The organism is Flavobacterium kayseriense, assembly GCF_014305095.1.
GTDB classification, from domain to species: Bacteria; Bacteroidota; Bacteroidia; order Flavobacteriales; family Flavobacteriaceae; genus Flavobacterium; species Flavobacterium kayseriense.
The window spans coordinates 221445-248400 of record NZ_JACRUI010000002.1 but is presented as its reverse complement, the minus strand read 5'-3'; the positions used below and the strand labels follow the sequence as shown (position 1 = coordinate 248400).

Below are 26956 nucleotides of genomic sequence, written 5' to 3'. Positions count from 1 at the left end.
TCAATTCGATAACAGCTACTAACGATTAAAACAAAAAAAGATGCCAAAAATACTTATCATAGAAGACGAAGCAGCAATTCGAAGAGTATTAACAAAAATTCTTTCAGAAGAAAACGATAGCTATCAAGTCGAGGACGCCGAAGACGGTATTTTAGGATTCGAAAAAATAAAGAATAATGATTATGACTTAGTACTCTGCGATATCAAAATGCCAAAAATGGATGGCGTAGAGTTATTAGAAGCCGTAAAAAAAATAAAACCCGAAATTCCAATCGTAATGATTTCCGGTCACGGTGACATGGAAACGGCCATCAATACCATGCGATTAGGGGCTTTTGATTATATATCTAAACCACCAGATTTAAACCGTTTATTAAATACGGTTCGAAACGCTTTAGATAAAAAGCAGCTTGTTGTCGAGAATAAAATTCTTAAGAAAAAAGTTAGCAAAAATTACGAAATGATCGGTGAGAGTGAAGCTATAGGTCATATCAAAGTTATGATTGATAAGGTTGCGCCTACCGAGGCTAGAGTACTAATCACAGGGCCTAACGGAACTGGAAAGGAATTAGTAGCGCATCAATTGCATGAAAAAAGTGAACGCGCTAGTTTTCCTTTAATCGAAGTAAACTGCGCTGCAATACCATCTGAGTTAATAGAAAGTGAGTTGTTTGGTCACGTAAAAGGAGCATTTACTTCAGCTGTAAAAGACAGAGCAGGTAAGTTTGAAGCAGCAGATAAGGGAACAATTTTCTTAGACGAAATTGGAGATATGAGTCTGTCGGCTCAAGCCAAAGTGTTGCGTGCATTGCAGGAAAACATGATCACAAGAGTAGGAGCTGATAAGGATATAAAAGTTGATGTTCGTGTCGTAGCGGCAACTAACAAAGATTTAAAAACAGAAATCGCCGAGGGTCGTTTCCGTGAGGATTTATACCATCGATTAGCAGTTATTTTAATTAAAGTACCTTCGCTAAATGAGAGACGCGATGACATACCTTTGCTCGTAGGTCATTTTGCAGATAAAATTGCTTCAGAGCAAGGAAATGCAGTTAAGAAATTTTCTGCTGATGCAATTAATTTATTACAGGAATACGATTGGACTGGAAATATCAGAGAGCTTCGAAATGTTGTAGAACGATTGATTATTCTTGGCGGTAGCCAAATATCTGAGAATGACGTAAAGCTTTTTGCTTCTAAATAATATCAAAGTAAATTAATGGTTTAAAAATTAAATCAATGCTATGTAAAGTTAGCATTTATTGGTTTTTAGACTTTCAATAATAAAGAATGAAACTAAAAAAAATAAACGAAGGCTTAAAGGAATCATTAATAGCAAACGGATTAACGGAGCCAAATGGAATGCAAAAAGAAACTTTTTCGACTCTTAAAAGTGGAGCAGATTGTATTATTATTGCACCTCCTGGTAGCGGAAAATCGACAACTATCGTACTAAATGTTATTCAGCAATTAGTTAAAGAAGGCGAGCAATCACCAAGAGCTTTAATAATGGTTGAAAGCAAAGAGAAAGTACTTGCAATGAGTGCTCTTTTTGAAAAATTTGGTAAGCATACTGATTTGACCGTTTATGGCGTGCATGAAAAAGGAGACATGGAATATGATAAGAATTATATTTCAGGCGGTATTGATGTTTTAATTGGTACTCCTGCTAAATTAAATGACATGTTTAGTACTGCTGGCTACAACGTAAACCGTTTAAAAATGTTTATTATAGATGACGCTGATGCTATTTTAAAATTACGTCATGAAACTAAGATCATGCGTATTTCTAATAGTATAGCTCGAACGCAACGAGTGATTTTTTCTGAAATTCTTTCAGACAGAATAGATATTCTTGCTGAAAAAATGATGGAAGAACCTTTCTTATTTGAAATTGAGGAAGACGAAGACGTGGATGAAGACGAGGATGAAGATATTGAAGGGAAAAACGACGAAGACGAAAAATAATATAAAATAGAATACCATGGGATTAATGAAAGTGTTTTCAGGAAGTGAAATTTTAGCAATGGCTTTAAAAGAAAAAATTGAAGCTATTGGAATCGATGTCTTGATGAAGGACAATATTCAATCAGCTAGATTAGCAGGTTTTGGTAGTTCAGGATCAGCGGTTGAATTATTTGTACAAGAAACAGAATTTGCAAAAGTAAATCCTGTAATCGAAGAATTTAGGTTAAGTATCTAAAAACATAATAAATCTTAAATCTATACAATGAGAAACCTTTGATGTTATAAAAACGTGAAGGTTTCTTTTTTTGTAATTACCATAAAGGGAAAGAAATGAAATATAAAATGCTGGTTTTAGACATGGATGATACCTTGTTAAACGATGACCATAAAATTTCTGATGAGAATGCACTAATGTTGGCTAAAGCCAAAGAAATGGGAGTACTTGTAATTCTTGCTTCTGGCAGACCAACCCCAGCTATGATTGAATATGCTAAGGAATTAGGATTGGGTGATTCATATATTATTTCGTACAACGGAGCTGTAATAACCAATTTGAAAGAAAACGAAATTATTTTCGAGCAAATGTTAACTCAAGAGCAGATTCACGAATTATACGACTATAGCGTCAAACATAAGACTCATATTATCACTTACGTGGATGGTAAGGTAGTGAGTGAGACTAGTTCAGAGTACATCGATGTAGAATTAAATATTACCGGCTTGCAACATAACAAAGTCAATGATTTTAGAGCAGCTGTACAATCATCTGCTGTAAAATGTATCTTGTTAGAAGAGCCTTCTTATTTAAAAGAAGTAGAGCAGGATTTAAAAAAAGCAATGCCTCATTTAAGTGTGTGCATGTCTAAACCTTTTTTCTTAGAAGTAGCACAAAACGGAATTGATAAAGGAGCTAGTGTGAAATTCTTGGCGGATAAACTAAATATTCTTCAATCAGAGGTTATTGCAGTTGGTAATGCAGGTAATGATTTGTCAATGATAGAGTATGCAGGTCTTGGTGTCTGGGTTGACAATGTCGATGCTGACCTGCGAGATAAAGCTAATGTTATTGTTGCTTCAAACAATAATCATGGAGTAGCTGAGGTAGTGAGGAGATTTATTTTAAATTAATTTTTTTTAATGTTTTTAGCAAATCCATAATATTGTATGGATTTGCTATTGTGTTACTTATTTTTTCTTTTTTGGGGGTTTACAACTTTTACAAAAATCAGCTAACTCTTCAATGCTAGTAAGTACTTTTGCATTTAAAAGAGCAAGTTTTTCTTCCTCTTGTCCTAGGTTTGTTTCTTTAGATGCAACTCCATTTTCAGTAATGAAATCTTTTTCTATATTTTCATATAAGGGTTTCAAAAAACTGATATCTGAGAAAGTAGCCTTGTTTTCATATATTTGTTGTCTCAATTTTCGAGCGTACAATTCAGATAAATTAAATTGATACTGTGCAAATTGGACTAATTTATTTGCTGTTAGCGTATCTGGTGCCACGATTAAAGCTCCATCCCTCTGAAAGGCACATTCTACTTTCGTGTTAAAGTTTTTAGTAAACATAAACTCGACATTACTCATTTGAAATCCAAACTGTAAACTAGAAGCGGTTTGCATACTAATTATGGAAGTGCCGCCAACTTGCGTGCCTTCTGACTGAAAGTCCGATAATTGTAGCTCATATTTACCGTCCCATTCCACCTTGTTTTGAGCGCTAACTGTAGTTGATACTACAATAAATAGTGCAATAATAATTTTTTTCATTTCTAAGTATGATTGTATCTGATGTTCAAAAGTATTCAAAACAATCGAATAGCGAAACTCTTTGATGCTATAATATTAGAAATGAAATAGACTTAATTGCTAAATACTATTTTCATTATAAAAATTGTTTGTAAATTTGCACACGCTAATTTTTGACAACGATTTCATTATTAGTGACTACATATGGAAAACAGAAAAAAAGTAGCGTTCTACACGCTAGGATGTAAACTAAATTTTTCAGAAACTTCGACTATTGCTCGTAGTTTTCAAGACGAAGGATTTGATCGAGTTGATTTTGAAGAAGTGGCTGATATGTATGTGATTAATACCTGCTCTGTTACCGAAAATGCAGATAAACAATTCAAACAAGTGGTTAAGAAAGCCATGAAACTCAACAACAAGGCTTTTGTAGCTGCAGTGGGTTGTTATGCGCAATTAAAACCTGAAGAGTTAGCTGCGGTAGATGGAGTTGATTTGGTTCTTGGTGCTACTGAAAAATTTAAAATCACTGATTATATTAACGATTTATCTAAGAACGACATGGGCGAAGTACACTCTTGCGAGATTGCTGATGCTGATTTTTATGTAGGAAGTTATTCAATAGGTGATAGAACTAGAGCATTTTTAAAAGTGCAAGACGGTTGTGATTATAAATGTACCTATTGCACCATTCCACTAGCACGTGGAATTTCACGTTCAGATGAATTAGAAAATGTGTTGAAGAATGCAAAAGATATTTCAGCTCAAAACATCAAAGAAATTGTACTTACTGGAGTTAATATTGGCGACTACGGAAAAGGAGAATTCGGAAATAAAAAACACGAACATACGTTCTTAGAATTGGTGCAAGCACTAGATGAAGTAGAAGGAATCGAAAGGTTGCGAATTTCATCAATCGAACCCAATTTGTTGAAAAACGAAACGATAGAATTTGTCTCTAAAAGCCGAACTTTTGTACCTCATTTTCACATTCCTTTACAATCAGGAAGTAATGATATTTTGAAGTTAATGAAGCGCAGGTACCAACGAGAAGTTTATACCGAAAGAGTAAATAAAATTAGAGAAGTGATGCCTCATGCTTGTATAGGTGTGGATGTGATCGTAGGTTTTCCTGGTGAAACAGATGAACATTTTCTAGAAACCTATCATTTCTTAAATGAGATGGATATATCTTACTTACATGTTTTTACCTATTCAGAGCGTGATAATACGGAAGCTGCTACAATGGATGGCGTAGTTGCTGCCAATGTGCGAGCTAAACGTAGTAAAATGCTACGTAGTTTATCTGTAAAAAAGCGTCGTGCTTTTTATGAAAATCAGTTGGGAAGCAACAGGTCAGTTTTGTTCGAAAGTGAGAATAAAGAGGGTTATATTCATGGATTTACAGAGAATTATGTAAAAGTAAAAACACCATGGAACCCGGCTTTGGTAAACACCTTACACGATATTAATCTAACTCGAATTGATGAAGACGGAAGCGTACGAATGGAATTTCTAAATGTAGAGGTTTAAACTTAAGTAAAGTTAAATACTTAAAAAACCATTAAGAAAATAGAGTCACTATTTTCTTAATGGTTTTTTTATATTGGAATTATTACGTTCCAAATCACTTTTATTATTCTTCTTTAATTACCAATTTTAAAGAGTTGATATAATCAGTATCAAATTCAATAACTCTAATTTTTTCGGGATTAAAGCTTAGTTCTCCACCAAATTCTCCTCGAATATCTAAAAAATCAATAGTCAATTCCTCTTTATTTAGTTCGATTAACTTTCCTAGATAAGCTGATTTTGATGACTTTTTTGAAATTTGAAAAATCCCATATTTTTTATCCAAGTACGTTACAATAGAAGCTAAGTCTTTGATCGGGATGATATCCTCTGCATTAGTTTTAACTCCTTTAAGTCGGATTACTTTCTCTGTAAATTCATGATCTTCGTCTCGATGTATACTTTTTATGTTTTTGTTTTTGAGCAAAACGTAACCATCTACGATAAAATCGACAGGATTGTTGCGCAACAAAATCCAATCATCAGAGTAGTCGATCAGGAAACCAGTAAAAATTTCTTTTTTATCTTCGAATTCTATCGAGATTAATTGTCTCAAATTTTTTTCCATGCTGTCATTATTTAAGGGTTAGTAGACCAAATGCTGCTATTTTTAATAAATACACGACGGTTTAACTTTAGTTGAGCAACGATTAATTCAGCAATATCTTCTGCTTGCATTACTTTTTCTGGATCACCATCGGTTAGTTTTAGGTCTTTAGCCATATCTGTAGCAACAGTACTTGGGGTTAAAGCTGTAACACGTACGTTGTGTTTGCGCATTTCTTGCATTAAGGAATCAGTCAATCCAAGAACAGCAAATTTAGATGCACTGTACGCACTGGTTAAAGCATTTCCTGCAAGACCCGCTGTAGACGAAATATTTATGATATCTCCTGATTGTCTCTCTATCATGTTTGGTAACACCGCGCGAGTCATATAATAAGTACCCATTAAATTCACTTGAATGATACGCTCCCAGTCAGTAGGCTCAAGATCTAGGAATTTACCAAAAGCAGCAATTCCTGCATTATTAATTAAAATGTCTATGCTACCAAATTCAGCTATTGCTTTTTCCGCAGCTTTATTAACAGAATTGATGTCGGTTACATCGGCAGTAATAGCGATTGCTTTTACGCGTAAGGCACGTGCTTTAGCGGCAACATTATCAATTTCTTCTTGGGTTCTAGCGATTAAAATTACGTTAACACCCTCTTTAGCTAGTGCTAGCGCAATCGCTTTTCCTATTCCTTTTCCTGCGCCTGTGATTAAGGCATTTTTATTTTTTAAGTCCGTCATTTTAATTTTTATTATAAATTGAATAGCAAAGTTAACCCTTTGAAATTTTTTAAATGATATTAAAAAGTTAAAAATGGTGGTATAAAAGAGGGCGTTGTATTAAAATGTAATAAGATTAACTAATAATTACGTAACACTAAAAAGGGTAAAAAGGTAGAAATTTACAGTAATCTATTATAGATTAATTAAGGCCTTTGAAACAACTGGTAAAGAACCAAAAGTTGTAGTCTAGCCTTACTTTAAAATACATACTAATTTAAAATAATTTTATGAAAAAGATACATTTACTTGCTTTAGGTTTTGCAATTACAACCTTTGTTTCCTGCAAACAAGAAGTAGCAAAAGGTACTGTTGAAACAACTGCACCTACAAAGGTTATTGAGCGTCATGAACCAAAAGAAGTTTCCTATACTGTAGTTAGTACTAAAGAATGGTTAACGAAAAATGAAGCCGATAGTACTAGTTTAAGAATCGCCTACGCAACAAATAGGACCGACGCCGAGAATTTAAAAAAAATGGATTCCATTATCGTACCTAAAGACTTAAGTGGTGATATTGAATTTTACTTACCGTTTCCGCTGGAAGTAGCTGCTTTGAAAGAAGTGAATAAAATTATTTTATTTTCCTATCCATCTCAAACATTTGCAGCTTATGAAAATGGGCAGTTGGTTCGCACAGGTCCTACAAATATGGGGCGTGAAAAAGATCAAACTCCTACGGGATTATTTTTTACGAACTGGAAAGCAGAGGAAACAACAAGTACCTTCAATGATGAGTGGGATTTGAAATGGAATTACAATATTGCGAATAAATTAGGAGTAGGTTTTCACCAATATGCTTTGCCGGGTTATCCTGCATCGCACTCTTGCTTGAGATTACAAGAACGTGATGCTCGTTATTTATATGACTGGGCTGATCAATGGGTACTTGCTGATTCAGAAACGGTCAAAGTGAAAGGAACTCCAGTAGTTGTTTTTGGTACATATGATTTTAAGGCATCAAAACCTTGGTTGGAGTTAACATCTGATCCAAAAGCTTTAACTTTATCAGAAGAGGATGTAAAACAAACAGTGCAACCGCACCTGAGTAGTATTATGAAGGAGCAAAAAAATAAAGAAGCAAATAAAGCATAAATCTATTTTAAATCCAAAGTCAATTTAAAAATAGTGCTATCAAGAATATAGGTATCTTTATCCTCGCAAAGCAGGAATTGAACTTGGTCTTTGGTTTGAGCATATAAAGTTAGCCCTTCGAATTTATTCGTTGGGCTAATTTTTTTTGCAAAATCTATTTTCATAGTTTCTATATCAATTCGGCCAATTATACTTCCTAGAATTGTTCCGTCGTCGTAGGTGTTCATTGTGTTTTCGGCTGTGGCCAAAAAGTAAATCTTGTTTCCAACTTTGATTGCATCTGTGAAAGAGGTGCGAACACCTTTTATTTTAGGGAGTTTATAGGTATTTGCAATTAAGCTAAACTCCTGATCTAATTTTTGTGCATGGAGTGTGAAAATAATGTTTTTGCCACTACCACCATTACCACGATTGAATAAATACCAATCTTCACCGGTGTAGATAACAGACTCTACATTAAAATCCTGCGGTAGTACAGCTTCAAAACTTTGCATCACTGCGTAAAGGTCTGTTAGGTCATTAGTGTTTGCTTTTTTTTTGGTTTTTAAATCAAAGGCGATCATCGTATTTCGTTTGACAGTCGAGCCAGAGCCAAATATGTATAAGGTGTCTTGGAAATGGGTAAGGGACTCAAAATCAGGTTTGTCTTGCTTTGCAATGTTTTGCGAAGCATTTTTTAATAAGGGATATTCCTTAAGTGTTTCTTTAGCAATATTATACTCGTACAAAAAGCTACTGTTGTCGCTTATGACAAATATGGAATTATTTTGGTAAAAAAGTCCCGAAGCGGAACCTATACCAATGATACGAAATAGAATTTCTAAGGTGAATTTTGTCATGAAAGGATCTTGTTTTTAGCCCTGATTGCAATAGAAATAGTTTGAAAAGGAATTGTATTTTTTTCTGGGAGGTGCAAAGCGACCAAAGGAAGCTCTTGCAATGACCTAAGAAAAAAACAATTACTTGAAAAGTATTGCCATGAAAAGCAGGAAATAGCTACCCAAAAATACTATATTTACTTTAATTAAAACCGGTATCCTATGAAATCTATAAATCCAGAAAATTTTAAAGTTGTTGATACTATTACGCTTGCAAACAGACCGACGAACTTATTTAATGAAGCAAGTGACGATGATAAGGAGAATAAATTAGACAAGGTTCAAAAAAAATTAAGTGAACTGCAAGATGTGATGTATGCGCACAATCGTTACGGTGTATTGATTTGCTTGCAAGGCATGGATACTTCGGGCAAAGATAGTTTGATTCGAGAAGTTTTTAAGGAATTTAATCCAAGGGGAGTACTGGTGCATAGTTTTAAAACGCCAAATTCGACAGAGTTAGAACATGATTATTTGTGGAGACACTATTTGGCTTTACCTGAGAAAGGGAAGTTTGCCGTTTTTAATAGAACACATTATGAGAATGTGCTCGTTACTCGAGTGCATCCAGAGTATATCTTGAACGAGAATTTGCCAGGTATCGAAGAGGTTACTGATATTACACCTCAGTTTTGGGAAAATCGAATGGAGCAGATTAATAATTTTGAAAAGCATATTACGCAAAACGGAACCATTGTTTTGAAGTTTTATTTGCACTTGAGTAAAGAGGAACAACGCGAAAGATTGCTGAGACGTTTAGAGGAAGAAGAGCACTATTGGAAATTTTCGGCGGGTGATTTAAAAGAACGGGAACGCTGGGATGATTATATGAAATATTACGAAGAGGCGATAAATAAAACTGCGACCATAAACGCACCTTGGTATGTAGTTCCCGCTGATGATAAAGACATGTGCCGTTATATTATTGCCGAAATTATGTGGAATGAAATGCAAAAATATACGGATATAAAAGAACCTGAATTAGATGAGAAGGTAAAGTTGAACTTTAGTATGTATAAAGAGCAACTATCAAAAGAATAAAAAAAGGGCTCTGAAATTTCAGAGCCCTTTTTAACTAATTCAATTTTAACTAATTCAATTTTCTTAGTTTTTATAATTTGAAACCGTAAGCTAAACGAACTCCAACTTGTCCTACTCCTGTACCAGTACTTCCGTTGTTGTTTATTTTAGCAAAGTCAGAATAGTGCTCATAATGAACTGAGATGTCTACATATTTAGTAGCATATCCAATAGTTGGAGCTAATAACAATGAAGTACCATTACTTCCATGAGAAACTGCAAATGCAGCTCCAGCCTCACCCATTACATAAAACTGATCATCCCAAATAAAAGCTTTGAATCCCGCTTTAGCAGGAATGAATCCAAGGTCTTTTCCGGCAACTTGTCCAGGAATAGCGTCAGAATTGCTTACAAATAAGTTAGTGTATCCAGTAGTCATTGTTAATGAATATCTTTTTGATAAATCATATTGTAAGCGAACATCACCACCTAATGCCAATTTATAAGGATCTTGGGTTGCGTACCCAGCGTTTAGTCCAACTCCTAAACGAAATCCTTGATCGTAATTTGAAGGTGCTGTTGTTTCTTGCGCCGTTGTTGTGTTAGAAAATAGAGCAGCTATGGCTACTAAAAGTACTGTTTTGATTTTTGTTGTAGTTTTCATACTATTTACGTTTTATTTATAATTTATGATGTCTTCATTCTCGGGTTTTTTCCTTGCTGATGACTGGGACAAATGTAGAACCGATGTAGACTGTAAATGTTATAGGATTTTCATTTTTTGTTATGTAATAATTGTTGTGTATAACTAGAGAGCCTCACAAATCCTTTGATAGTAAGGGCTAAGGATCTTATCGTTTTTTATTTTTACAATTAGTAATCAATTACTTAGAGCTGTATTTTTAAAAATATAATTTTATTTTAGACTAAAGTTATCTTAAAATCATCATTTGGTTCTAATAGCACTCTTATGTAAAATAATTGTTGGTTTTATACTTAATATCCTACTATTATTTTAAGTTTTAGTAATCTTTAGTTCATTTAGTTTTAAAATAGCAATCCTTTCTTTGCTTTGAATTTAATAAACAAACAAATGAAAAAAATTATTTTAGGACTGCTGTTAGGAGCGTCTTTTATTGCTTGTGAGAATGATAAGGCTGAGTCAGAGGTTGTTTTAGTAGATCAATCTATTACACCAGTATTATTAACCAGGAAATCAGGATTTGAAAAGTTAGAGTTGTATTCACTTATAACGTCTGATGATGTTTTACCTCAGAGTCCAAATTTTGTTTTTGGAGGTTCTGCAGATGGTACAGGATTATTAAAAAATGGCGACGGTACCTATACTTTTTTAGTAAACCACGAAGACAACTTCTCTGTTTCTAGAATCACGCTAGATAAATCTTTTAAACCCGTAAAAGGAGAATATTTGCTAAACTCTAATGGAGGAACTTGGAGATTGTGTGGAGCTACAATGGCTACACCTGCTGAACATGGTTTTGGCCCTTTGTATTTAACGGCAGGAGAATCTGGAGAAGAGTCTCGCACACATGGATTAAATCCTTATGCAGATGTTGGGTCGGCTGGTGTATCAAAGGAACTTCCTGGGCTTGGTCGCTTGAGTGCTGAGAATGCTGTGCCATTAAAAGCGTCTGCTTTTGCAGGAAAAACAGTTGTTGTAATTGGTGATGACGATTCGGGTACGTACGGAGGTCAAGTTTTTATGTATGTAAGTAACACAGTTGGTGATTTAGCAAATGGTTCTTTGTATATGATGAAAAGAACAAACGACAATCAAAGAGAGAAAGATATGGTTGTAGGTGAATCGTATCCTGTTTCATTTGTAAAAATTGAAAATCACACTACAATGACTGGTAATCAAATTAATGCCTCAGTTAATACTTTGAAGGCAATTAAGTTTGGTCGTGTAGAAGATTTAGATTATCGTAAAGGAGGTAGTAACGCCGATAGAGAAATTTACTTTAATGTTACGGGTCAAAACACAACGGGAAGTAATGCTGATGCTTCAAGAACAAAGTACGGAAGAGTGTACCAGTTAAATTTAGATGCCGGCAATCCTTTAGCAGGTACTCTGAAAGTGGTACTTGATGGAGATGACCGCAACGGAATAGCTAAAACATTTCAGAATCCAGATAATATTTGTGTTACTAAGAACTACGTTTACGTTCAAGAGGATGCAAATGGATACGGAGATGAGACTCACGATGCGTATATTTATCAATATGATATTGCTAAAAAAACGATGAAGGTTGTGGTTGAACTAGATCACCGCCGAACCGCAACAGATGCAGCAAAATATAATGTTGGCGGAACTTCTGGCAAAGGCGATTGGGAATACGGAGCTTTAATTGATGTTTCTGAACAATTAGGAGTCGAAGACACTTTTTTATTGAGTGTTCAGCCGCATACTTGGACTGGAGATAAATACAAAGGAGTTGATGGAGGTACAGGACGACCAAACGAAAAACAAGCGAGTCAAATTGTTCTAATAAAAGGGCTAGCACGATAATTTACATAAAAAATATAGTCAAAAGTCCGCGGCTTCAGCTCTTGAAACCGTGGCTTTTGTTTTTAATCACTGATCATTTCATATGAAAACTTTTTTTTATTTTCTAATTGTATTTGGAGTAGTATCTTGCCAAGACAAACCAAAAACAGACCAAGTAAAGCAATTATTAATAGCAGACATTAGTGCGCTAAGTCAATCAATATCAGACTTAGATCAATTAGTGCAAAAGGACGCTTCAAGCTTACTAATTCAAAAACAGTTTCTAAAAGCACACAAAAATTACAAACAAATAGAACTTTTTTCAGAGTATTATTTTCCCGAAGTGTCTAAAGCAATCAATGGTCCTGCAATTCCTGAATTTGAAGAAAATGATGGTTTAACTATAGAGCCACAGGGATTTCAAGTTATCGAGGAGTTTGTATTTCCAAATTATGAAAAAGAAGCTAAGGCTGAAGTGTTAAAGGAAATTGGAATTCTTAACTCTAATTTGAAGCGCTTAGAAAAGATTACGAGTTCGACTGAATTGACAGATTCACATGTTTTTGATGCCTTACGATTGGAGGTATTTAGAGTAATTACATTAGGAATCACTGGATTCGACTCACCAGTAGCTCAAAAATCAATTCCAGAGGTAGTTGGTGCTCTTGAAGGAATTCAAAAATATTATCAAATCTATGACGGCAAATCTACTGATGCAACTGCTGAAATAATCACTAAAGCTATCAAGTATGTACAAGCTAATTCTGATTTTAATCGTTTTGATCGAGCTACCTTTATTAAGGAGTACGCTAATCCTTTGAGTCGATCACTATATAAGAAACAAGTAGCCTTACAAATTCCTGTCTTTAAGGAATTGAGAGGATTAAGGACAACTGCTCAAACTTTATTTGATAAAGTGGTTTTTGATGAAGAAGCTTTTTCAGGATTTCCAGATTATGTTACAACAAAGGCTAAATCAGATCTTGGAAAGACACTTTTTAATGATCCTATTTTGTCCGGAGACAATAGCCGTTCATGTGCCTCTTGTCATCATTCAGATAAAGCCTTTACTGATGGCGAAACGAAAGCCGTGTCTTTTGATGGGAAATCATTTGTAGAGCGTAATACGCCTACATTAACAAACATTGCATTCCAAAGAGTTTTTTTTAGTGATTCCAGAGTGAATTATTTAGAAGACCAAGCAGTAGCAGTTATTACAAATACTTCTGAAATGCATGGTTCACTAGATGTAGCAGTCACTAAAATTAAGAAGAGTAAATTATACCAGCAAAAATTTGAAAGTGCCTTTCCTAAAAAAGGAATTACGGCCTTCGAAATAAAAAATGCTTTAGCTTCCTATATCCGCACGTTAAGTAAATATGACTCAAAATTTGATATGTACATGCGTGAAGAAGTTGCTTTTAATGCAAACGAAAAAGCTGGCTTTAATCTTTTTGCAGGCAAAGGAAAGTGCGCAACTTGCCATTTTATACCTTTAACAAACGGCACCGTACCGCCAAATTTCATGAAATCAGAAAGTGAAGTACTAGGTGTTCCTAACTCAGCAGGCACATTAGACGCAGATTTAGGGAAATACAACTTAACTTCAGCCGGTATTCATAAATATTCGTTCAAAACACCAACAATCAGGAATATTGCATTAACTGCACCTTATATGCACAACGGTGTTTATAAAACGCTAGAAGAAGTAGTCGATTTTTATAACGAAGGTGGAGGTAGAGGCTTAGGTTTTGAACTAGATAATCAAACTTTGCCTGAAGATAAATTAAATTTATCACCCTTAGAGAAAAAGCAATTGGTTGCTTTTATGAGAACTTTAACCGATAAAAAACACTAAAAGTAGTGTAAGCTGTTGTTGATTTGATCAAAAGTATTTTGTTCACTAAGTAAATTATGGTGTTGCTTCTCGTTATATTTGTTCAAAAATAATCACAGTGACTTTAGCAACTTATACCAAGGAATTCTCCTATAATTTACGATTAGCCTATCCTATTATTCTAGGAATGTTAGGGCATACAGTAGTGGGAATTGTAGACAATATAATGGTAGGGAAATTAGGCCCAACAGAGCTAGCAGCGGTATCCTTAGGAAATAGTTTTATTTTTATAGCGATGTCCTTAGGAATCGGGTTCTCTACCGCTATTACGCCAATGGCAGCTCAAGCAGATGGGAAAAAAAATATCGAAGAAGGTCGCAGTACCTTTCATCATGGTCTGTATTTATGCACAATTCTTGGTGTGATCCTTTTTACATTGATTTTCTTTTCAAAACCATTGATCACTTTGATGGGGCAACCAGAAAACGTAGTAGAACTAGCGAAGCCTTATCTTGATATTGTTGCTTTTTCATTAATTCCGCTAATTGTTTTTCAAGGCTACAAACAATTTGCTGACGGAATGAGCGAAACAAAATATTCGATGTGGGCTACAATTTTAGGAAATGTAGTGAATGTAATACTGAATTACTTATTTATATACGGGATCTGGATTTTTCCAGAGCTAGGTATTGTAGGTGCTGCGATCGGAACTATTGTTTCTCGTTTTGTCATGGTTGGGTACATGCACTACCGCATGAAGCGAAAAGAAAAGTTTCAGCCTTTTTTCGAAGGTTTTTCCCTAAATAAAATTCAGAAGGCCGTTAATATTCAAATTATTAAACTTGGTGCACCATCAGCAATGCAAATGTTTTTTGAAGTCGCTTTATTTACAGGAGCTATTTGGCTTTCAGGTCGATTGGGAATTACAAATCAAGCAGCTAATCAAATAGCATTGAGTTTGGCTTCATTCACTTTTATGTTTGCCATGGGTTTAAGCGTTGCAGCAACCATTAGAGTAGGGAATCAAAAAGGTCTAGGAGATTACAAACAACTGCGCATTGTAGCTTTTTCGATTTTCTTATTAGCAATTTTACTTGAATCTGTTTTTGCATTAATTTTCATCGTTTTTCACCAATATTTACCGGCTTTGTTTGTAGATATGCATAATGTGACAGATCTAGCAGTAAATACTGAAGTGGTGACTATAGCAGCACAATTGTTATTGGTAGCGGCTATTTTTCAAATCTCAGATGGAATTCAAGTGGTGGTTTTAGGCGCACTTCGTGGACTTCAAGATGTAAAAATACCTATGTATATCACATTTGTTGCCTACTGGGTGGTTGGTTTTCCAGTATCAATTTATTTAGGAATGTATACGGACTTGAAAGCAGCGGGAATATGGATTGGTCTCTTGGCAGGGTTATCGACCGCTGCCGTTTTTTTATACATTCGCTTTAATAGTCTAACAAAGAAATTAATTCTCGATAGTAAGTAATTAGAATCAAATTGGGATTGTTTTACGGCGCTTTCTTTAATTACAGTTCTGATGGGAAAGATTATAAATATTTTAGCAGACAGATAGATTTTTTAAAAGTTTATTCGGTTCTTTGTTTTTTGCTTTTGAAGTGAAAAACACAAATTTTAAAACAGCATCAAATACAAATTAATAAATGGAATTACCTAAATTTTTACTTGGCGACAATACTGATTTTCCAGATGATATTTTTATCATTCACTTAGATTATCCTAGGTTTATCATAAACTTAAAGGACGATGAAGTAGAATTTATGGAAGAGGCAGAAGATCTTGATGAGGCAGAACTTAACTCAGAGATGGAAGGTTTGATTGAGCAAGCAAATGCTTTTTACGATAGAGAAATGGAATTATATGAGAAAGAGTAATATTACTTTTTAAAATATTTTTCTAATACAATTTGAGCGGCTGCAAATGGAGATAAGGTATCTTCTTGCACCGCTTTTTTAGTTTCCGTAAGCAAACTTTCTACTTCAGGATTACCATAAAAATGCAATTTTAGAGCAGCATTTATAGTTTCAAGCATCCAGTATTCGTTCTGCTGTGTTCTTTTTACATTAAAATAGTTATTTGTAGTTGTCAATTCTAGAAACTCATTTATAGTATCCCATACTTCGGGAATGCCCTCTTGAGTAATAGCGCTACAAGTTGAGGTCGTAGGTATCCATCCTGATTTTTTAGCTGGAAACAAATGCAACGCTCTGTTAAATTCTGTTTTTGCAAGTTTTGCTTTTTTAATATTGTCGCCATCCGCTTTGTTAATCACTATCGCGTCTGCCATTTCCATAATACCACGTTTTATTCCTTGTAATTCATCACCTGCACCAGCAATTTTAAGAAGCAGGAAAAAGTCGACCATGCTGTGTACGGCAGTTTCACTTTGACCTACACCAACCGTTTCAATAATGATGGTGTCAAAACCTGCTGCTTCGCACAATGTTATTGTTTCTCTTGTTTTGCGAGCCACGCCTCCCAGAGTGTCTCCTGAGGCTGATGGTCGTATGAAGGCACTGGAGTCTTTTACAAGTTCTTCCATGCGCGTTTTATCCCCTAATATACTACCGTGCGAAATAGTGCTGCTAGGGTCTACGGCAAGGACTGCTACTTTTTTACCTAATGATGTAAGGTGTTTACCAAAAGCTTCGATAAAAGTACTTTTTCCTACCCCTGGAACGCCAGTGATTCCAATGCGAATCGATTTATTAGCGTGAGGAAGGCATGCAGTAATGATACTATTTGCTTTGGCCAAATGCTCATTATTTGTACTTTCAACTAGGGTAATAGCTCGACTTAAGGATGTTATGTTTGAATTTAAAATCCCTTTTATCAAATCATCTGCAGAGGGTTGTACGGCTCTCCGCTGTCTAATATTTTTTACTACGGTAGAACTGACGCTCTCTGGAGCTTTGATTCCTGATTTCTCGTTTAATGCCGACGGTTTATTTGTATTGTTTTCCAAAGCGTAAATGATTTTAGTAAAAATAATACTTCTAAAGGGAAATAAAAGTATTAATTTAGTTTTAAGCACCCTTTTTTTAAGTATTCATCAATTTGAAGATGCTAGAGGTTAAGATTCGTTTATTAATAGTATTTTTGTTTTTAGGCTGTCCACGAATAGGACATAGTCGCTTGACTACTATGAGTAATTTTATCTTAATTTTCGTTTATTTACTTTTGGGATTGGCTTTACAAAGAGTAAAATGGATACCCACTACTACCTACAAAGTTCTAAATAAAATTGCTGTTAACTTTTGCCTTCCAGCCTTGGCTTTGTTTTATATACCCAAAATTCATTGGAGCAATGAGTTGTTGTATCCTATTGGTGCTGCTTGGATTGGTTTTGGAGCTTCCTTTTTATTTTTTTACTTCTTAGGAAAACAGTTAGGATGGTCTAAAAAACTAACGGGATGCTTGATTTTGACAGCAGGTTTATCCAATACTTCTTTCTTGGGTTTTCCTATTATTAGTGCTATCTATGGTCCTGAAGGAATGAAAACGGCTATAATGATTGATCAGCCTGGAAGTTTCGTCGTGCTATCTACCCTTGGAGTTCTTGTAGCTGCAATGTATTCTAAGGGAGAAACAAATGCAGGATTAATTTTGAAGAAAGTTTTGTTCTTTCCTCCTTTTTTGACTTTTGTTTTGGCTTGTGTAATGAATGTATTAAATTTTGATTTTATCGCAATTGTACAAGAAGGAATGCACAGCGTAGGAAGCTTGATCACACCACTAGCTTTAATATCAGTAGGATTGCAGCTAAGTTTTGATAGTAGGAGTGCACATTGGCGTTTTCTTGGTTTGGGTTTATTCTTTAAACTAATACTAATGCCCGCTATATTTTATGTTGGTTATATTCTGATCTTAGGTCAACAATCGATGATGATAGATGTCGTTATAATGGAAACGGCTATGGCGCCTATGATTACAGGTTGTATTCTAGCTTCGACTTATGGCTTGAAACCCAAGTTAAGTAGTATGATGATTGGATTTGGAATTCCGTTATCCTTCCTCACATTAGCCTGTTGGTATTTGCTACTTCAAATTTCACACTAGTTATTTAGCTTTATTTTATGTTATGTTTGGCTTTAGTCGTGTTTATTTTTAGTAATTTTAAGTAACTAAAAAACAAAACAAAAATGGCAACGATACGATTAGGAGATATTGCTCCAGATTTTACAACAGAAACTACACAAGGCACAATTCAATTTCATGATTGGCTAGGTGATTCATGGGGAGTACTTTTTTCTCATCCCTCTGATTTCACACCGGTTTGTACTACTGAATTAGGAACAGTCGCTAATTATTACCCTGAATTTGTAAAAAGAAATACAAAAGTTATTGCCTTAAGTGTTGATGGAGTAGAATCTCATTTAAAATGGATAAAAGATATTGAGGAAACTCAAAATGTAACTGTACAATATCCCATTATTGCGGATGAGAGTAAAACCGTTGCGTCATTATATGATATGATCCATCCCAATGCAGATGATACTTTTACAGTGCGCTCTGTATTTATTATAGGCGCTGATAAAAAGGTAAAATTAATTTTGACCTATCCTGCTTCTACAGGAAGGAACTTTGATGAATTACTTCGCGTAATTGATAGTTTGCAACTAACAGCAAATTACAGTGTTGCTACACCTGCAAATTGGAAAGATGGTGATGATGTTGTTATTTCTCCTTCTATTAAAGATGAAGATATACCAGCAAAATTCCCGAAGGGTTTTAACCGCATTAAATATTATTTAAGAATGACTCCGCAACCTAATAAGTAGTTGCTTTGTTTCTCAAAAAGAAGTGCCACGAAAATCATTTTCGTGGCACTTTTTATTCTTAGAATCTAACACTTTGATAGTTTTCACAAACCTAAATTGATTTTTGCATATTGTAAAAGCAGAATTGTTTTTGCATCTGTTATTTCTCCAGTTGCAATCATTGCATAAGCTTGCTCGTATTTCATCTCTAGTACTTCTATGTTTTCTTGCTCTTCCTCTAATCCTCCACCGTCATTTACTTTCATCGATTCATTGTACTCACCAACAAATAGATATAAGATTTCGGTTAAAACTCCCGGTGACATATAGGCTTCCATCACTTTTTGAACCTTTGTTATGCGATAACCTGTCTCTTCCTCCGTTTCTCTAATGATACATTGCTCAGGCTCGTCTAAGTCCAATAGTCCTGCACAAGCTTCTATTAGCATTCCGTTTTTATTACCATTTAAGTAAGTAGGTAGTCTAAATTGTCGAGTCAAAATAATATTTTTGTTTTCAGAATTGTACAACAAAATAGCTGCACCATTGCCTCTATCATAGACCTCTCTTTTTTGAGTAATCCAAGAATTGTCATTTTTTTTATAATCAAAAGTTACTTTGTTAAGTAGGTACTTATTGTTTGAAAGTAGTTCTGTTTTCTGAATTTTTATTTCGGGATTGTACATAAATTGTTTTTCTTAAAAATAAAAAACGCTCTGAAATTTCAGAGCGTTAGTTTATGTTATTTCAATATCGTTTGTTTTCTATCTGGACCTACAGAAACAATTTTTATTGGTACTTCAATTTCTTTTTCGATGAATTCGATGTATTCTTTTAGCTCTATCGGTAACTCCTCATAAGTAGTCATTCCCGTTAAGTCTTGTTTCCAACCTTTAAATTCTTGGTAAACAGGAGTAACGTTTTCTGGCTCTATGTTGTACGGGAAATGTGCAATGTTTTTCCCTTTGTAATTGTACTCTGTACATACCTTTAAAGTTTCAAAACCAGAAAGAACATCACCTTTCATCATCATTAATTGCGTAACTCCATTTACTTGTACAGCATATTTTAGTGCTACTAAGTCTAACCATCCACAACGTCTTTGTCTACCTGTTACAGAACCAAATTCGTTTCCTACACGTGCCATTGTTGAACCATCTTCGTCAAAAAGTTCTGTAGGGAATGGTCCGCTACCAACTCTAGTAACATAAGCTTTAAAAATTCCGTATACTTCTTTGATTTTGTTTGGAGCAATTCCTAAACCTGTACAAGCACCAGCAGCTGTAGTATTTGATGAAGTTACAAATGGATACGTTCCAAAGTCAACATCTAGTAATGAACCTTGTGCTCCTTCACATAGAATTGATTTACCTGCTTTTTGAGCTTGGTGTAAATACTCTTCACTATCGATAAAATCTAATTTTTTTAAGTCTTCAATAGATTCGAAAAATTCTTTTTCTAGTTCTTCTAAATTGTATTGAATGTTTACATCATAAAATGCAATTATAGCTTCATGCTTGTCAGCAAGTGCTCTATATCTTTCTTTGAAATCTTCTAGTTCAATGTCTCCAACACGAATTCCATTTCTACCCGTTTTGTCCATATAAGTTGGGCCAATTCCTTTTAAAGTAGAACCAATTTTCGCTTTCCCTTTTGAAGCCTCAGAAGCTGCATCAAGCAAGCGGTGTGTAGGTAATATTAAGTGCGCTTTTCTAGAAATAATCAATTTTGATTTTAAGTCTAAATTAAATTTAGCTAAACCATCAACTTCACTTTTAAAAACAACAGGGTCGATAACAACTCCGTTTCCAATGATGTTTACGTTATTGCCGTGAAAAATTCCAGAAGGGATCGTTCTAAGAACATGTTTTATACCGTCGAATTCTAAAGTGTGTCCAGCATTTGGTCCACCCTGAAAACGAGCTATAATATCGTATTTTGAAGTAAGTACATCAACTATTTTTCCTTTTCCCTCATCTCCCCATTGTAATCCTAGTAATAAATCTACGGTCATTCTATTTTATTATTTGTAGTTAATTTTTTTATTGATACGTAACTAAATGTTACAATTGCTCTTCTGTAGTAATGCTATCTTCGATCGCTGTTTCAGTCTTAGGCTTTTTCTTTACACCATATAAATACAAGGAATGATTGGTGATTTCGATATCAAATATTTCTTCTATCGTTTTTTTAATCGTTTGTATCCTTGGATCACAAAATTCTATTACCTCACCGGTGTCAGTCATAATGATATGATCATGTTGCTTGTCAAAATAAGACTTTTCGTAATGTGCTTGATTTTGACCAAACTGATGTTTTCTAACTAATGCACAATCTAATAGTAATTCAATTGTATTGTATAGAGTAGCTCGGCTTACGCGATAGTTTTTGTTTTTCATTTTGATATAAAGATTCTCGATATCAAAATGTTCTTCACTTTCGTAGATTTCCTGAAGGATAGAGTAACGTTCAGGAGTTTTTCGGTGTCCTTTTTGTTCAAGATACATTGTAAAAACATTTTTTACAATTTCTTGGTTTTTGTTGTTATCTGTGGAAATGAGTGTCATATCTGGCAAAGATAAATTTTTATTTTAATAGTTATCAAGTTAAAACAGAGATAAGCGAATAAATTTGTGACTTTTGAAACAACTTTTCGATTTTAGAATACTCTTTTAACTATTGATTTCATGAATATTATATGCTAATTTACTAGTTTTTATAGACTCGAGTTACTTTATCTATACCATCTATCTTCTTAATGTTATCAATTAGTTTTTTCAAAATAGTTATGTTTTGAACAATAACGGTTAGTTGTCCTTTAAAAAGGCCTGCGTCTCCATTCAAGGAAATACTTTGAATATTCACATTCATATTATTTGAAATTACCTTAGTCAGTTCATTGGTAAGTCCTAAAGTATCCATACCTGTAATGTTAAGTATCGCTTTAAATTCTTCTTGAGAGGAGTCTATCCACTTGGCTTGCATGATGCGATACGCGTAATTGGATTGCATGGAGATCGCATTCGGGCAATCTTTTTTATGCACTTTTATGCCTTCGTTTATGGTTACAAAACCAAATACTTGATCGCCTGGTATTGGGTTGCAACAAGTAGATAATTTGTAATCTAATTTATCTTGGTCTTTGCCAAAAACTAATAGGTCATAGTTGTTACTGAGTACTTGTTTGTGAATGTCAGCATCTGCGGTTGGTCCGGTACGCTTTATCTTGTTTTTAAAGAAATTGATTAAAGTATTGCTTTTTTGCGCAGCAAAATCTTTAAGCTGTTGGTTTTCGATCGAGCCGACACCTACTCTGTAAAAGAGGTCTAAACTTGTTTTCAGCTGAAAAAAGTTCACTAACTCATTAACAACCGTTTCGTTTAAAGTTATTTTAAGATGCTTTAATTTCCTTGTTAGAACTTCTTTTCCATCTTCGGCAATTTTCTTAGTGTTCTCATTAAGAACATTTCTGATCTTATTTTTTGCTCTAGAAGTGGTAACGTAATCAAGCCAGTTGATTGTGGGTTTTTGATTTGGAGAGGTGATGATTTCAACTTGATCACCGCTTTTTAATTCATAATTTAATGGAACTAATTTTCCGTTTACGCGGGTACCTCGTGTCTTTATACCAATTTCGGAATGAATACTAAAGGCAAAATCTAGTGATGTTGCTCCTTTAGGTAATGATTTAATATCTCCTTTAGGTGTAAAAATATAAATCTCTTTTGAATAAAGATTCATTTTAAAATCTTCAACAAAATCGACAGCACTAGACTCTGAGTTTTCGAGAGCCTCTTTTAGTAAATTTAACCAAACGTCTAATCCGCTTTCTTCGGTAGCTCCATTTTTGTACTTGTAATGTGCTGCATATCCTTTCTCGGCTATTTCATCCATTCGCTCGCTACGCACTTGTATTTCGACCCATCGACCTTTTGGTCCCATAACGGTAATGTGCAAGGCTTCATACCCAGTTGACTTGGGTGAGGAGATCCAGTCGCGTAATCGGCTTGGACTGGGTCTATAATGATCTGTTACAATCGAGTATATTTTCCAAGCAAGAAACTTTTCGTCGTGAGGAGATGATTTGTACACGATTCGCAAAGCAAATTTGTCATATACTTCATCAAAGCTCACATTTTGCGCTTTCATTTTTCTGCGGATAGAGTAAATCGACTTTGGTCGGCCTTTCATAATGTAATCGACACCTTCTAAATTCAAGGACGATTTGATTACATCAGAAATGTCTTTTATATAAGCATCTTGCTGCTCTTTTGTTTCTCTTATTTTGCCTACGATATCATTATAAACAGCAGGCTCAGTATATTTTAACCCTAAATCCTCTAGTTTTGTTTTGATGTTATAAAGCCCTAGGCGGTGTGCTAAAGGAGCGTAAATATACAAAGTTTCAGAAGCGATTTTAACTTGCTTGTAATCGACCATAGAGTCCATGGTTTGCATGTTGTGCAATCGATCAGCTATTTTGATCAAAATAACGCGAACGTCGTCATTAAGTGTCAAAAGCATTTTCCTAAAGTTCTCTGCTTGCATGGAGACATTCATGTCTTTTTGCACTAAAGATATTTTAGTAAGGCCCTCTACTAGTTGCGCTACTTTTGGGTTAAACATTTTTTCGATATCCTTTACCGTAATTTCCGTGTCCTCTACAACATCATGCATTAAGGCAGCAGCAATCGAAGTGGCACCAAGACCAATCTCTGACGCTACTATTTTTGCGACAGCAATAGGATGAAATATGTAAGCTTCACCTGATTTTCGTCGTTGCTCTTTATGAGCATCTACCGCTACGTCAAAAGCCTTGCGAATTAGTTTTTTATCCTCAGTGGATAAAGTTTGATAACTAATGCGCAGCAACTCTTTGTATTCTTGAGCAATGGCTTTATTTTCTTTTTCTAAATCTATTTCGATCATAACAGCAGGATTTACTTCCTAAAAATAGCGATAAGTTGTCATATACGCAAGCATTATTACTGGCGTGAAACAAAAAATCTTCTAATGATTATAAGACGATTTATTCTTTAATTTTCTTAAAATTTAAATCTTGAAAGTCGTAACTAAAATCTGTTAGTTCAGATATTGCATTCATTTTTAGAGTTGTAGCAAGTCCGTTAGCATTATATGCAAAATTAAGATGCGCATCTGCATGAAAATAGGCGTTGTTCCATTTTACCACATAGTTGCCATCTTTGTAAAAAAACACTTCTCCTGCAAGTTGAGATGAGCGCTGAGATTGAAAATAGATCTTGCCTTTTTTCTCAAAAATGGTAACGTTACCAAACCAATTGTCGTTATAGGCTCCAATAATTTTTTTGAAATCTACTTTAATCTTTTCTTTTTTATTTTGAGCAACCTTTGCCCATACTTCGTCAGTAGTTTTATCGGCAGTTTCTTCATTTGCTTTTGCTCTGTTGCTGTATATACTAACATAATCTTCCGAAGCAATTCCAAGGTAACTGTCCTTAATCGTATTGGTAATGGCGTTAAATGCTGCTCCAGATTGTTGGTTAGTAAGTACAATAATTCCAAGTTGTAATTCAGGAATATACGTTGTTTGCGTAACGATTCCTTCTAAACCGCCCGTATGAGTTACTTGTTTAAATCCTTTTACATCGCTTACAAACCAACCTAAACCGTAACCGTTGAAGTGAGTATTGTATGGCGCTCTGGTCTTGGTTGGGATAATAGTTTGTAATTGCCACATTTCATCATGTTCCTTCTCCGAAAATAATTGTTTGTTTTCAGGGCCATATTTTCCATTATTCATTTGCATAATAGCCCATTTGCTTAGATCATTGACACTTGAATAAATTCCTGCTGCTGCATCAAAGAGTTGGTTTTGGTAACGTCTAATAACTTTTAGCTTGCCGTTCATGGGAACGTGAGGTGCAATAATATTGGTAGAGTCTTTTAATCGCACGTAAGATGCTGCACTGTTGTTCATTTCCAGAGGTTTCATGATACGATCCTCGATAAAATCGCACCAGCTTTTTCCGCTAACTTTATGAATAACTTCTCCGGCAACTATGTAAAGAAGGTTGTCATAGTCGTATTTCGTTCTAAAAGCGGATACTGGTTTTAAGTACTGTAAATTCTGAACGATATCTTGGGCTGTAAAATCACTTCCGTCAGGCCATATCATTAGGTCTCCCGCTCCTAAACCTAATCCGCTTCGATGCGTTAATAGGTCTCTAATAGTAAATTCCTTAGTCACATAGTCGCTATACATTTTAAAATTAGGCAGGTATTTAACTACTTTGTCATCCCATTTTATTTTTCCTTCATCGACTAATATTGCTAGTGCGGCACTTGTAAACGCTTTACTGTTTGATGCAATTCCAAATAAAGTATTTGCATCTACTTTTTCATTAGTTTCAATCGATTTGACACCATAACCTTTGGCTAGGACCAATTTTCCATCTTTGACAATTCCAACTGCTATTCCAGGAACATTAAATGCAGTTAAAGTTTTGTTTACTAGCGCATCAACTTGTGGTTCTGTTATTTGTGCAAACGAAAATGTGACGCTTATTAAGGCGGTAACGATAAATATTCTATTTTTCATAAAGTTTTTTTTTAGTTTTTTAAAATCCTCTTTGTCTTTTTGCTTCAAAGATTAATATAGCTGCTGCAACCGATACATTCATACTATCGATTTCGCCTTGCATAGGAATAATAATGTTTTGTGTAGCAGCATCTCGCCATTCTTGTGTTAAGCCAGTAGCCTCTGTTCCTACCACTAATGCTGTGGGAGTTGTATAATCCTGAGTATGATAGGAAGTGGAGTGTTGTAGTGTGGCGCAGTAAAAATTTATTTTTTGTTCTTCTAGAAAAGCGATGATTTCTGCGGTTGTACCAGTGGCAATTTGGTTTGTAAATAAGCAGCCTACACTCGAACGTACAATGTTAGGACTGTATAAGTCACTTTTCGGATTTGCAACTATAACTGCATCGAGGTTTGCTGCGTCAGCTGTGCGAAGCAATGCACCTATATTTCCGGGTTTTTCCGGAGCCTCAGCAATCAAAATTAAAGGATTCTCAGATAATTTTAAATCAGTTAATTGCATCGATTTTGTTTTGGCTACAGCCAAAATACCTTCGGTCGTATCTCGGTAAGCTAATTTTTGAAAAATAGCAGTGTTAATTTCGATTAATTCTGCTGATTTCGATAACTTTCGGGCTTCGATTTCACTGCAGATATCTGGAGCGAATAAAATGGTTTCTATTTCGTAACCGCCTTTTTGTGCCAACATAATTTCGCGTTTTCCTTCAATCAGGAAAGTACCACTTTGCTTGCGATTTCGTGCCTTTTCTTGTAATAAAAGTAACGTTTTTATAAAGGGATTTTGAGTGGAAGTGATTTGTTTCAAGAGATTCTAGATTTAATTGCTATTTACAGAACAAAGATACGGAGATAATGCAGTTTTATAAAATTGAAACCGATTATTTAGTGTTCGCTCGTAGATTAAGGTATTAAGTTCAAAAAGCTACTTTGTCCCGCTATTTTTAGCTAATTTTGCCAGCATTGCGTGTTGCGTTTTGTAATTCGTCTTAATTAAAAAAAAAGAAACTCATGTTTCATTTGTTAGACATTATTGGTACGATTGCATTTGCTATGTCAGGTGCTTTGACTGCTATTAGTAAAAAGTTAGATCCTTTTGGAGTATTTATAATTGCTTTTGTAACAGCTGTAGGTGGCGGAACTTTGCGTGACGTTATGATAGGTCGTACACCAGTAGGCTGGATGCAAGATTTAGAGTATGTTTATGTGATTGCATTGGCCTTTGTACTATCTATTTTATTTCGTAGGAAATTTGATAAACTACGTACCTCATTGTTTTTATTTGATACTATTGGTTTAGGAGTTTTTACTTTGATAGGTCTCGAAAAAGGAATAAATATTGGTTTACATCCTATTATTTGTATTGCATTAGGAACTATGACGGCTTGCTTTGGCGGTGTAATTCGGGATATCTTGTGTAATGAAATCCCGGTTATTTTTAGAAAGGAAATATATGCTACCATTTGTATTCTTGGCGGTATCGTTTTTTTTATGCTTAAAAAATTACACCTAAACGAAGATATTTTATACTTAAGTACATCAGCAGTCATTATCTCCATTCGATTAATGGCAGTGAAATATAAATGGTATTTACCTGTTTTGGATAGAAATTAAAAAGGGTTACTTTCACAAT

Annotated in this window: 26 protein-coding genes; 14 read left to right on the top strand and 12 right to left on the bottom strand. The window is 34.7% G+C overall.

The features are described 5' to 3' along the window. The first annotated feature begins 40 nt into the window (after positions 1–40). The 4 genes from H8R22_RS07425 to H8R22_RS07410 all read left to right on the top strand — a co-directional run bounded on the left by H8R22_RS07425 (position 41) and on the right by H8R22_RS07410 (position 3096). Positions 41–1204, top strand: coding sequence for a sigma-54-dependent transcriptional regulator (locus H8R22_RS07425; RefSeq protein ID WP_187009826.1), 1164 nt, complete (start codon positions 41–43; stop codon positions 1202–1204). An 86-nt stretch (positions 1205–1290) separates the two neighbouring features. Beyond that, positions 1291–1968 (top strand): DEAD/DEAH box helicase, encoded by a 678-nt coding sequence (locus H8R22_RS07420; protein ID WP_187009825.1) that lies wholly within the window; start codon positions 1291–1293, stop codon positions 1966–1968. A 16-nt stretch (positions 1969–1984) separates the two neighbouring features. Further along, complete coding sequence (locus H8R22_RS07415; RefSeq protein ID WP_187009824.1) at positions 1985–2203, top strand: DUF2007 domain-containing protein; 219 nt, start codon at positions 1985–1987, stop codon at positions 2201–2203. Between the two features lie 95 nt (positions 2204–2298). Further along, positions 2299–3096 carry a Cof-type HAD-IIB family hydrolase gene (locus H8R22_RS07410; protein WP_187009823.1) on the top strand — a complete coding sequence of 266 codons (798 nt, stop codon included), beginning with the start codon at positions 2299–2301 and terminating at the stop codon, positions 3094–3096. A gap of 57 nt (positions 3097–3153) precedes the next feature. Here the strand turns inward: H8R22_RS07410 and H8R22_RS07405 are convergent, their stop codons facing one another. After that, a complete protein-coding gene (locus H8R22_RS07405) occupies positions 3154–3735 on the bottom strand; it encodes a hypothetical protein (protein WP_187009822.1) in 582 nt (193 codons plus the stop codon). A gap of 183 nt (positions 3736–3918) precedes the next feature. Between H8R22_RS07405 and mtaB the strand changes: the two genes are divergently transcribed. After that, entirely contained in the window at positions 3919–5247 is a 1329-nt protein-coding gene (gene mtaB / locus H8R22_RS07400) for a tRNA (N(6)-L-threonylcarbamoyladenosine(37)-C(2))-methylthiotransferase MtaB (protein ID WP_187009821.1), read from the top strand. Positions 5248–5350: 103 nt separating this feature from the next. On the opposite strand, the gene H8R22_RS07395 is transcribed toward mtaB, so the two are convergent. Both H8R22_RS07395 and H8R22_RS07390 read right to left on the bottom strand, forming a co-directional pair. Then, positions 5351–5854 carry a hypothetical protein gene (locus H8R22_RS07395; protein WP_187009820.1) on the bottom strand — a complete coding sequence of 168 codons (504 nt, stop codon included), beginning with the start codon at positions 5852–5854 and terminating at the stop codon, positions 5351–5353. Between the two features lie 11 nt (positions 5855–5865). Then, the gene (locus tag H8R22_RS07390) at positions 5866–6582 is read right to left on the bottom strand and encodes a 3-ketoacyl-ACP reductase (RefSeq protein ID WP_187009819.1); all 717 of its coding nucleotides are present in this window, start codon (positions 6580–6582) and stop codon (positions 5866–5868) included. Positions 6583–6851: 269 nt separating this feature from the next. On the opposite strand from H8R22_RS07390, the gene H8R22_RS07385 reads away from it, so the two are divergent. Next, positions 6852–7715 (top strand): L,D-transpeptidase, encoded by an 864-nt coding sequence (locus H8R22_RS07385; protein ID WP_187009818.1) that lies wholly within the window; start codon positions 6852–6854, stop codon positions 7713–7715. A gap of 2 nt (positions 7716–7717) precedes the next feature. On the opposite strand, the gene H8R22_RS07380 is transcribed toward H8R22_RS07385, so the two are convergent. Beyond that, positions 7718–8554, bottom strand: a complete 837-nt coding sequence (locus tag H8R22_RS07380) for a DUF6929 family protein (protein WP_187009817.1) — start codon at positions 8552–8554, stop codon at positions 7718–7720. 201 nt (positions 8555–8755) lie between these two features. On the opposite strand from H8R22_RS07380, the gene H8R22_RS07375 reads away from it, so the two are divergent. Continuing rightward, positions 8756–9634: a PPK2 family polyphosphate kinase gene (locus tag H8R22_RS07375; RefSeq protein WP_187009816.1), complete on the top strand. Its 879-nt coding sequence runs from the start codon at positions 8756–8758 to the stop codon at positions 9632–9634. Between the two features lie 70 nt (positions 9635–9704). Here the strand turns inward: H8R22_RS07375 and H8R22_RS07370 are convergent, their stop codons facing one another. Beyond that, positions 9705–10277, bottom strand: coding sequence for a hypothetical protein (locus H8R22_RS07370; protein ID WP_187009815.1), 573 nt, complete (start codon positions 10275–10277; stop codon positions 9705–9707). Between the two features lie 429 nt (positions 10278–10706). Between H8R22_RS07370 and H8R22_RS07365 the strand changes: the two genes are divergently transcribed. The 4 genes from H8R22_RS07365 to H8R22_RS07350 all read left to right on the top strand — a co-directional run bounded on the left by H8R22_RS07365 (position 10707) and on the right by H8R22_RS07350 (position 15860). Further along, positions 10707–12143 carry a PhoX family protein gene (locus tag H8R22_RS07365; RefSeq protein ID WP_187009814.1) on the top strand — a complete coding sequence of 479 codons (1437 nt, stop codon included), beginning with the start codon at positions 10707–10709 and terminating at the stop codon, positions 12141–12143. 82 nt (positions 12144–12225) lie between these two features. Then, positions 12226–13980 carry a cytochrome c peroxidase gene (locus H8R22_RS07360; RefSeq protein ID WP_187009813.1) on the top strand — a complete coding sequence of 585 codons (1755 nt, stop codon included), beginning with the start codon at positions 12226–12228 and terminating at the stop codon, positions 13978–13980. Between the two features lie 97 nt (positions 13981–14077). Next, the gene (locus tag H8R22_RS07355) at positions 14078–15454 is read left to right on the top strand and encodes an MATE family efflux transporter (RefSeq protein WP_187009812.1); all 1377 of its coding nucleotides are present in this window, start codon (positions 14078–14080) and stop codon (positions 15452–15454) included. 175 nt (positions 15455–15629) lie between these two features. After that, positions 15630–15860: a hypothetical protein gene (locus tag H8R22_RS07350; protein ID WP_187009811.1), complete on the top strand. Its 231-nt coding sequence runs from the start codon at positions 15630–15632 to the stop codon at positions 15858–15860. A gap of 2 nt (positions 15861–15862) precedes the next feature. Here the strand turns inward: H8R22_RS07350 and meaB are convergent, their stop codons facing one another. Next, positions 15863–16951 (bottom strand): methylmalonyl Co-A mutase-associated GTPase MeaB, encoded by a 1089-nt coding sequence (gene meaB, locus H8R22_RS07345; RefSeq protein ID WP_187009810.1) that lies wholly within the window; start codon positions 16949–16951, stop codon positions 15863–15865. A 179-nt stretch (positions 16952–17130) separates the two neighbouring features. Between meaB and H8R22_RS07340 the strand changes: the two genes are divergently transcribed. Continuing rightward, the gene (locus H8R22_RS07340) at positions 17131–18045 is read left to right on the top strand and encodes an AEC family transporter (protein WP_187009809.1); all 915 of its coding nucleotides are present in this window, start codon (positions 17131–17133) and stop codon (positions 18043–18045) included. 83 nt (positions 18046–18128) lie between these two features. Then, positions 18129–18767 (top strand): peroxiredoxin, encoded by a 639-nt coding sequence (locus tag H8R22_RS07335; RefSeq protein WP_187009808.1) that lies wholly within the window; start codon positions 18129–18131, stop codon positions 18765–18767. Between the two features lie 83 nt (positions 18768–18850). Here H8R22_RS07335 and H8R22_RS07330 read toward each other — a convergent pair whose 3' ends face one another. The 6 genes from H8R22_RS07330 to H8R22_RS07305 all read right to left on the bottom strand — a co-directional run bounded on the left by H8R22_RS07330 (position 18851) and on the right by H8R22_RS07305 (position 26131). Further along, a complete protein-coding gene (locus H8R22_RS07330) occupies positions 18851–19432 on the bottom strand; it encodes an NUDIX domain-containing protein (RefSeq protein ID WP_187009807.1) in 582 nt (193 codons plus the stop codon). 56 nt (positions 19433–19488) lie between these two features. Then, positions 19489–20760: an adenylosuccinate synthase gene (locus tag H8R22_RS07325; RefSeq protein WP_187009806.1), complete on the bottom strand. Its 1272-nt coding sequence runs from the start codon at positions 20758–20760 to the stop codon at positions 19489–19491. Between the two features lie 49 nt (positions 20761–20809). After that, on the bottom strand, positions 20810–21313 hold the full coding sequence (locus H8R22_RS07320; RefSeq protein ID WP_187009805.1) for a Fur family transcriptional regulator: 504 nt from the start codon (positions 21311–21313) through the stop codon (positions 20810–20812). 142 nt (positions 21314–21455) lie between these two features. Beyond that, the gene (locus H8R22_RS07315) at positions 21456–23675 is read right to left on the bottom strand and encodes a RelA/SpoT family protein (RefSeq protein ID WP_187009804.1); all 2220 of its coding nucleotides are present in this window, start codon (positions 23673–23675) and stop codon (positions 21456–21458) included. 100 nt (positions 23676–23775) lie between these two features. Beyond that, positions 23776–25326, bottom strand: a complete 1551-nt coding sequence (locus H8R22_RS07310; protein ID WP_187009803.1) for a serine hydrolase — start codon at positions 25324–25326, stop codon at positions 23776–23778. Positions 25327–25345: 19 nt separating this feature from the next. Next, entirely contained in the window at positions 25346–26131 is a 786-nt protein-coding gene (locus H8R22_RS07305) for a TrmH family RNA methyltransferase (protein ID WP_187009802.1), read from the bottom strand. 203 nt (positions 26132–26334) lie between these two features. On the opposite strand from H8R22_RS07305, the gene H8R22_RS07300 reads away from it, so the two are divergent. Continuing rightward, positions 26335–26937, top strand: coding sequence for a trimeric intracellular cation channel family protein (locus H8R22_RS07300; RefSeq protein WP_187009801.1), 603 nt, complete (start codon positions 26335–26337; stop codon positions 26935–26937). Positions 26938–26956: the final 19 nt, after the last annotated feature.